The 7,318-nt window shown below is 32.5% G+C and carries 10 protein-coding genes; 8 read left to right on the forward strand and 2 right to left on the reverse strand.

Going from position 1 to position 7,318, the window contains the following annotated elements; all coding sequences use genetic code 11:
- Positions 1 to 37 precede the first annotated feature (37 nt).
- Both ACSULM_RS07490 and ACSULM_RS07495 read left to right on the forward strand, forming a co-directional pair.
- Positions 38 to 481: a VOC family protein gene (locus tag ACSULM_RS07490; protein WP_436861779.1), complete on the forward strand. Its 444-nt coding sequence runs from the start codon at positions 38 to 40 to the stop codon at positions 479 to 481.
- A gap of 100 nt (positions 482 to 581) precedes the next feature.
- Positions 582 to 1,091, forward strand: a complete 510-nt coding sequence (locus ACSULM_RS07495) for a YfiT family bacillithiol transferase (protein ID WP_436861782.1) — start codon at positions 582 to 584, stop codon at positions 1,089 to 1,091.
- A 91-nt stretch (positions 1,092 to 1,182) separates the two neighbouring features.
- Here the strand turns inward: ACSULM_RS07495 and ACSULM_RS07500 are convergent, their stop codons facing one another.
- Positions 1,183 to 1,431 (reverse strand): hypothetical protein, encoded by a 249-nt coding sequence (locus tag ACSULM_RS07500; protein WP_436861784.1) that lies wholly within the window; start codon positions 1,429 to 1,431, stop codon positions 1,183 to 1,185.
- A 238-nt stretch (positions 1,432 to 1,669) separates the two neighbouring features.
- Here ACSULM_RS07500 and ACSULM_RS07505 point away from each other — a divergent pair, with 238 nt between their 5' ends.
- From ACSULM_RS07505 to ACSULM_RS07530, 6 genes are all read left to right on the forward strand, one after another.
- Positions 1,670 to 2,113 carry a DM13 domain-containing protein gene (locus ACSULM_RS07505; protein ID WP_436861787.1) on the forward strand — a complete coding sequence of 148 codons (444 nt, stop codon included), beginning with the start codon at positions 1,670 to 1,672 and terminating at the stop codon, positions 2,111 to 2,113.
- Positions 2,114 to 2,220: 107 nt separating this feature from the next.
- On the forward strand, positions 2,221 to 2,676 hold the full coding sequence (locus tag ACSULM_RS07510) for a DoxX family membrane protein (RefSeq protein ID WP_436861789.1): 456 nt from the start codon (positions 2,221 to 2,223) through the stop codon (positions 2,674 to 2,676).
- Complete coding sequence (locus ACSULM_RS07515) at positions 2,651 to 3,334, forward strand: response regulator transcription factor (RefSeq protein ID WP_436861792.1); 684 nt, start codon at positions 2,651 to 2,653, stop codon at positions 3,332 to 3,334. The genes ACSULM_RS07510 and ACSULM_RS07515 overlap by 26 nt, the downstream gene beginning before the upstream one ends.
- Positions 3,335 to 4,363, forward strand: coding sequence for a sensor histidine kinase (locus ACSULM_RS07520; RefSeq protein ID WP_436861796.1), 1,029 nt, complete (start codon positions 3,335 to 3,337; stop codon positions 4,361 to 4,363).
- Between the two features lie 423 nt (positions 4,364 to 4,786).
- The gene (locus ACSULM_RS07525; RefSeq protein ID WP_436861799.1) at positions 4,787 to 5,455 is read left to right on the forward strand and encodes a transglycosylase family protein; all 669 of its coding nucleotides are present in this window, start codon (positions 4,787 to 4,789) and stop codon (positions 5,453 to 5,455) included.
- Positions 5,456 to 5,626: 171 nt separating this feature from the next.
- A complete protein-coding gene (locus ACSULM_RS07530; protein ID WP_436861802.1) occupies positions 5,627 to 6,202 on the forward strand; it encodes a dihydrofolate reductase family protein in 576 nt (191 codons plus the stop codon).
- Between the two features lie 76 nt (positions 6,203 to 6,278).
- On the opposite strand, the gene ACSULM_RS07535 is transcribed toward ACSULM_RS07530, so the two are convergent.
- The gene (locus ACSULM_RS07535; protein WP_436861805.1) at positions 6,279 to 7,172 is read right to left on the reverse strand and encodes a VOC family protein; all 894 of its coding nucleotides are present in this window, start codon (positions 7,170 to 7,172) and stop codon (positions 6,279 to 6,281) included.
- Positions 7,173 to 7,318: the final 146 nt, after the last annotated feature.

Consider the following 7,318-nt stretch of genomic DNA (forward strand, 5'->3'; position numbering starts at 1 on the left):
ATCGGAGAATGATACTTTAATAAGGGTGGGAAATGCTATGAATAGAATTAATTTAATTACATTAGGTGTTAAAGATTTGAAAGCATCGTTGCAGTTTTATAAAAATATTGGTTTTAAGACGACTAGTGAAGAAACAGATGACAATTTAGCAATAGTCTTTTTTAATAATAACGGCACAAAATTAGAATTGTTTCCAATAACTGAACTCGCAAGAGATATTGATCCTGAAAATCCGCCAACAATTACGACGGGTGGTTTCATTGGTATTACACTTGCATATAACGCTAAATCTAAATCAGAAGTGGATGACATTTTGAGCAATGTTGAAAGTTACGGCGCAACAATAGTCAAACCAGCACAAACATTAGACTGGGGCGGCTATGGTGGGTATTTTACAGATTTAGATGGATATTACTGGGAAGTAGCATACGGTGATATGTGGGAATTTGACGATCAAGATATGTTGGTTATACCTGAATAATAGTTAATCTGGATATGTTTACTAGACTTAGAAAACGAGAATAATAATTATGTAATTAAACATAAAGTGCTAGTGAATAAATAAAAGTAAGGTGATAAATATGGATGTAAGATTTCCAATTGGTGAGTTGTCAGTTCCTAATGAGGTAACGCTAGATGATATTCATAAATGGACTTCAGATATTGCTCAGTATACTGAATGTTTAAGAAGTACAGTAGAGGGTCTAAATGAGGAGGAGCTGGCTAAGACATACCGTGAAGGTAGTTGGAATATCCGCCAACTTGTTCATCATATTGCAGATTCACAGCTTAATATGTTTCAAAGATTAAAACTCGCATTAACAGATAACAATCCTACGGTTCCAGCGTTTATTCAAGATGAATGGGCAAAGCTTCCAGATAGTGAACTTCCTATTGAAAGTTCTATTAGGCTTTTAGAAGGTATCAATGAACGTATTGTTGCGATAGGTGAAAGCCTTAATGAAGATCAATTGGCAAGAACCTTTACGCTTAAAGATAGTGGTGAGATTAGTGTAGCTACTAAAATAGCTAAATTATCATGGCACGAAAATCATCATTTGGAACATATAAAAATAGCATTATCAAAATAAAAGAGACGCACAGTTCAATTTTTAATTAATTGAACTGTGTTTTTTATGCTTTATGAAGATGAAATAAGTATTAAATTAGTGTGCCGGCACACTAAAGTAATTGAATACAGCTGATTAAATTCAAGACACCAGCAATAATGAATAAGATGCCCACTACTTTATGTTCTCGAATTATCCAAACCACAGTTGAAAAGGGCAAAACGGTTTGTACAATGGCTTGGAATAACGTTGTAGAAGGAATCAAATCAACGACTATCATGAAAAGTAAGATGATAGAAATGACTGAAATAGCAAAGAATATTTTTTCATATAATTTCCAAGTTCTTTTTTGTTTTTTCATATGAATACTCCTTAAAATCAGGTTAAATAAAACATTACATAAAAATGTTTAGATGTAAAACCTAATAAGTAGTGTGTTTGAGCAAATTTCACCTAATGTGATTGATATAACGCTATTAGCAATTGGAAGTTAAGACTTAGTTAAGAATTGTTAATAGTCAGTTAATGTTATATCAGCTGCGCAGACAGTAATATAAGAGTTGTAAATTATAAAACTTAAAACGAAAAAGGAATTCATTATGAATATCAAGACACTATTACTTTCAGGTACAATTGCAACTTCTTTATTACTTGGCGCATGTAACAACATGGACGATAAAAAAGACAGTATGAAAGAAGAAACAAAATCAGAATCGAAAATGGAAAATAAAGATATGGATAATGCAAAAGTTATGAAAGAAGGCATGTTTAAAGGTGAAAACAAAGAAAAAGTAGAAGGTAAGGCGATGATTAAAGACGGTAAATTAATGTTGAAAGACTTTAGTTCATCGAAAGGTCCAGATTTACATGTGTACTTGACTAAAGATGGCGATATTAAAAAAGGTAAAAAAATAGATATGGTGGATTATGATAAATCCGAACAATCATTTGATTTAAAAGGTGTTAACGTAAAAGGTTATAACACTGTAACAATCTATTGTGATAAAGCGCATGTGACTTTCGGCTCAGCGATGTTGAAATAGTAAAATCCAATTAATTAAATAAATCATAAATGGGATGAGACTGAAAAATCACATGGTGAAATGTTGATTTCTGTTTCATCCTTTTATATATAAGGAGTAGATTTCAAATGATAGCTAAAATTGTATTATTGATGATTCGTTTAGGATCAGGATTTTATATGTTATTCCAAGGATATGAAAAATTGACGGGTGGTTTTGCAATTGATGGATTAGTTTCTGTGATAAAAGAAAACCAAGATTCACCAGAGTGGTTTAAAACATTTTTCGATGTAATTGTTGCAAATCATCTAGAGCTATTTAAATGGATGGTACAACTGGGTGAAATAGCTATAGGGCTAGGATTAATTTTAGGTGTGTTTTCGTATACGGCAAGCTTTTTTGGTGTGTTTATCATGTTGAATTATATTCTGGCAGATATGATATTTACGTATCCAATCCAATTGTTTTTCTTTATAATATTATTAATGAATAAAAACACGTTAAAAACAATCAGTTTGAATCATTTTATAAAAAGAAAACAATTAAGGAATGATAAAGATGACTCACGTGCTTATAGCGGATGATGAAAAGGATATCCGAGAAATTTGTAAAACGTACTTTGAATTTGAAGGTTATGAAGTAACACTTGTTGAAAATGGGAAAGAAGCTATCGCATTATTAAATCAAAATATAGATTTAATGATTCTTGATATTATGATGCCTGAAATGGATGGTTATGAAGTAGTGCAGGAAATGAAAGCACAACATCTAAACATTCCGTACATTTATTTGACTGCAAAGACAAGTGAAACGGACACGATTTATGGTCTTATGTTAGAGGCAGATGACTATGTCAAAAAGCCATTCAGTCCAAGAGAGGTCGTAATTCGTGCTAAAAATTTATTGAATAGAGTATCACAAGAACCTAAAAATGAAGGATACATGAGTTGTGGTGCATTAAATTTAAATAATGTTACAAAAACCGTAGAAATAAACGGACAGACAGTACCGTTTCGTATAAAAGAATTTGAACTTTTGTGGTATTTTGTGACGCATGAGAATGAAGCAATTTCCAAAACTGATTTAATAGAAGAAGTATGGGGTTATGAATTCTATGAGGATGTAAATACATTAAATGTTCATATTCACCGCATTAGAGAAAAATTCGAAACGTATCAGTATCAAGATTATACAATTTCTACGGTTTGGGGACTTGGTTACAAGTTTCAAAGGAGTGTCTAAATGACGATTCGTAAACAGTTAATATATTCTTTTATTGGTTCTTTGTGTTTAACTACAATTTTAGTCTTTGTTTTATATAAATTAATGTGGTTTGATGCGCATCAAACCATATTATTAACAGTTAGTTCTTTTATTGCAAGCTTGATGACAATGACAATTGCCTTATTTTTTTCTGTGCCAACAATCCATAAAATAGAGAAGTTAAATGAACAAACTACAGAAATTGCCAAGGGGAATTACACAGTTAATGATTTAAATATTAAATCACCTAAAGAGTTAAAGGCGCTGAGCGAGTCATTTAATCAAATGACGAGTAAAGTTGAGACACAGATGAATGTAATTAAGGCTGAACAAGAGGAAAAGTTATGCATGATACAGAATTTAGCACATGATTTAAAGACGCCATTAGCAAGTATTAAGTCATATTCAGAAGGCCTAAAGGACGATATGATTCATACAGAGGCCGCTCAACAAGAAGCGTATCAAGTGCTAATTAGACAAGCTGACAGACTTAACCAAATGTTTGATGATTTAACAGGAGTTATGTCATTAAATGTTCAACGTAAAAAAACAAAAATGAGTATGGATCAATTGTTAATGCCTATTTTAGAATCTTATCAACAACTAATTCTTAAAGAAAACAGACATTTCGAGGTTAATATCGACCCTGAAATACAACCATTTAAACAAGATAAAATAGCTTTAGAACGTATTATTACTAATTTTATAGATAATGCGCTTAAATTTTCTGGCCCCTCATCTGTAATCACTATTAATGTATATGAAGAAAATGAGCATATATTAGCAATTTCTGTGAAAGATGAAGGTATTGGCATAAAAGAAGAGCATTTAAATCATATATTTAAACGAACGTATCGTGTAGAAAATTCTAGAAATCAACAAACAGGTGGGTCTGGATTAGGTTTATATATTGCGAATTCTTTATCACAACAAATCAATGGTGTAATTACAGTTGATAGCACTTTTGGAAAAGGGACTAATATGACATTGTTTTTCCCGAAAAACTGAATTTCATAATATTAATTATAGAAGTTTTTAGAAATTAACCTTAAAAATTGATGATTTTAAATAATCCATAACAGAAAATAGTTTTTAAGTTACTATTTTATCTATTTTTTCAGTATTATTGTCACACTAATTACATGAATATTACAAAGAGGATTCGTGTTTTCAAACTGTTATAGACTTTCATGGCAGTATTGAGGAGAGAAATAATGATGAAAAAATACTGGTTTTATTGTAATTTGGCTGTAAAAAAGCGGGAGGGATTTTAATTTCACTGTAACCTACACGCTTTTTATGGATGTTATAGTACTATTTGTGAGTTGAATGAAGTAGTAAATCATCTTTCGAGTAAGGTGATTGAAGTTCGACATTCAAATTTTAAAAATAATAAAATCTAAAAATTATCTTCTGGGAGGATTATTAATAATGAAAAAAACAGTAGTAGCATCAACGTTAGCAGTAGGTTTAGGCGTAACAGGTTTCGCAGCAGGAAACTCAGCAGACGCTTCAGAACAAGGTATTGATAAAGCACAATTAGCACAACAAGCACAAACAAATCCAGAATCATTAAATGCAGCACCAGTACAAGACGGTGCTTATAACATTAACTTTAACTATGAAGGTTTAAACTATAACTTTGAATCAAATGGTGAATATTGGACTTGGAGCTATGGTGAAGGATCAAACGCTTCAGCGCAACAAGTTGAACAACCACAACAAGCGCAACAAACTGAGCAAGAGCCAGTACAACAAACAGAAGCTCCACAAACTGAAGCAACACAACAACCACAACAAGAAGCAACTACACAAGCTTCTTCAAGTTCAAATGAATCAAGTGCAAGCGAAGGTTCTTCAGTAAATGTTAACGCTCATTTACAAGCAATCGCGCAACGTGAATCAGGTGGCGACCTTAAAGCTGTAAACCCATCATCAGGTGCAGCAGGTAAATACCAATTCTTACAAAGCACTTGGGATTCAGTAGCACCAGCAGAATATAAAGGTGTTTCTCCAACAGAAGCTCCTGAAGCAGTACAAGACGCAGCAGCTGTAAAACTTTACAACACTGCAGGCGCTTCACAATGGGTAACTGCATAATTAAAATTTGAAATTGTATACTTCAATATATTTAGCTCCAAAGTATTTTAAATACTTTGGAGTTTTTTTGAGGAAAAATAGGTGCAAATGACATGGTTAATAATTTTTTTATGTATGTAATATTGAATTTTGGGTATAAGGTATTATTGTAGTGAAAAGGAGAGACTGTTTATGAGAAAACTAGTAGTGTTTTTACATAGCTCTTTAGATGGCTTTGTAGAGGGGCCACAAGGTGCTATGGACATTGGTTGGGTAGCTTATAATAGCGAATTAGAAGATTTTGCAGATAAAGTGTTGGGTACTGCTGATACGATTGTATGGGGATGTAAAACCTATGAAATGATGTATGATTATTGGCCAACGGTACCATCTGATGAAAATGCAAATGAGCATGAGTTGAATCATGCAAAATGGATTGAAAATGTAGAGAAAGTTGTATTTTCAACAACATTAAGTAAAGTTGACTGGCATAATTCAAAATTGGTACAAGACAATGTTGAAGCGGAAATTAATCATTTGAAGCAACAAGAAGATGGCGATATTGTAGTTCTAGGTAGCCCTAGATTTGCACATCAATTAATGGCGTTGAATTTAGTAGATGAATTTAAAATAACTGTATCCCCAACGCTTATTGGTGAGGGTCTCCCGTTATTTAAAAATATTAAAGAACAAACAGATCTCACATTAAACACGCATCAAGTATTCGAATCTGGAGCACTTGGCTTAACTTATCAAACAATAAAATAGTAAAAAAGGGGAGTGGTTATGTAGACCGCTCCCTTTACTTATGGAAACACGTGCTTAAATTACGTACTATTATTATTTATTCACCATAATATGCTTTTTCTAATGTAGCTATATCAAATTTTTTCATTTTTAGAAAAGCTTCTGTAACACGTTTGATTTGTTCAGGAGAACCATTGACCATCATTTCATTGAGTTGCCTTGGAGCAATTTGCCAAGAAACGCCGAATTTATCTTTTAACCAGCCACATTGTTCAGCTTCTGGTACTGCAGACAACTGCTCCCAATAAGCATCTAATTCTGTTTGATCCTCAACGGTTACGAGCAATGAGATACCCTCATTAAATTGATAATCATAGTCGTAGGCACTATCCATACATGTAAACCATTGATTTTCGATTTTAAAGCGGGCATGCGCAAGGTGAGATGTCTTGTTTGGTTCGAGACCTTCAGGATAATAAAATTTTCCACCTTGTTTGCTATTTTTAAAAATATCAGTATAGAAATTTATTGCTTCTTCAGCACGACCTACATTTTGATTCATAAACATGAGGGTTGGTTCAATACGGTGTTCAATCGGTTCATCAGTAACAAGTAATTGCCATGACACGTCGTATTGGTCTTGGACCCATCCATAACGTGTGCTGAATTCATATTGATTTAATGGCATAATTGCTTTTCCATTTTCTATTAATTTATGATAAATTTCTTCTAATAATTCGACTTCGGATTCCTTGAAAAGGACTGTAAATGAAACAGAAGGATTTTTAACGAAATATGGACCAGCACTAATGGCCATAAAACGGAAATCAAAAATACTAAAAATAAGTTGTTGAGCATCTCCGGAAGGTGTATCTTCTAACGTAACTTTTTTAATGATTTCCGTATCTGGAAATATGTTGGTATAAAAATTTGCTGCTTGTTCTGCTTCAGTATCAAACCATAAATGTGGAACGATTTTCTGATTTTTCATAAGTTCAGCTCCTGTATGTTTAGAGTGTTTTTATATGTATACCCCTTTTTTAAACGATGAATTGTCAATTTAACTGCAACAGACTTACAGTGAAAATTTCATAAGGTGTACACCAATTAAGACACTTTCTTGGTCGATGATTTATA

This window comes from Staphylococcus caeli, assembly GCF_051413795.1.
Taxonomy (GTDB): Bacteria; Bacillota; Bacilli; order Staphylococcales; family Staphylococcaceae; genus Staphylococcus; species Staphylococcus caeli_A.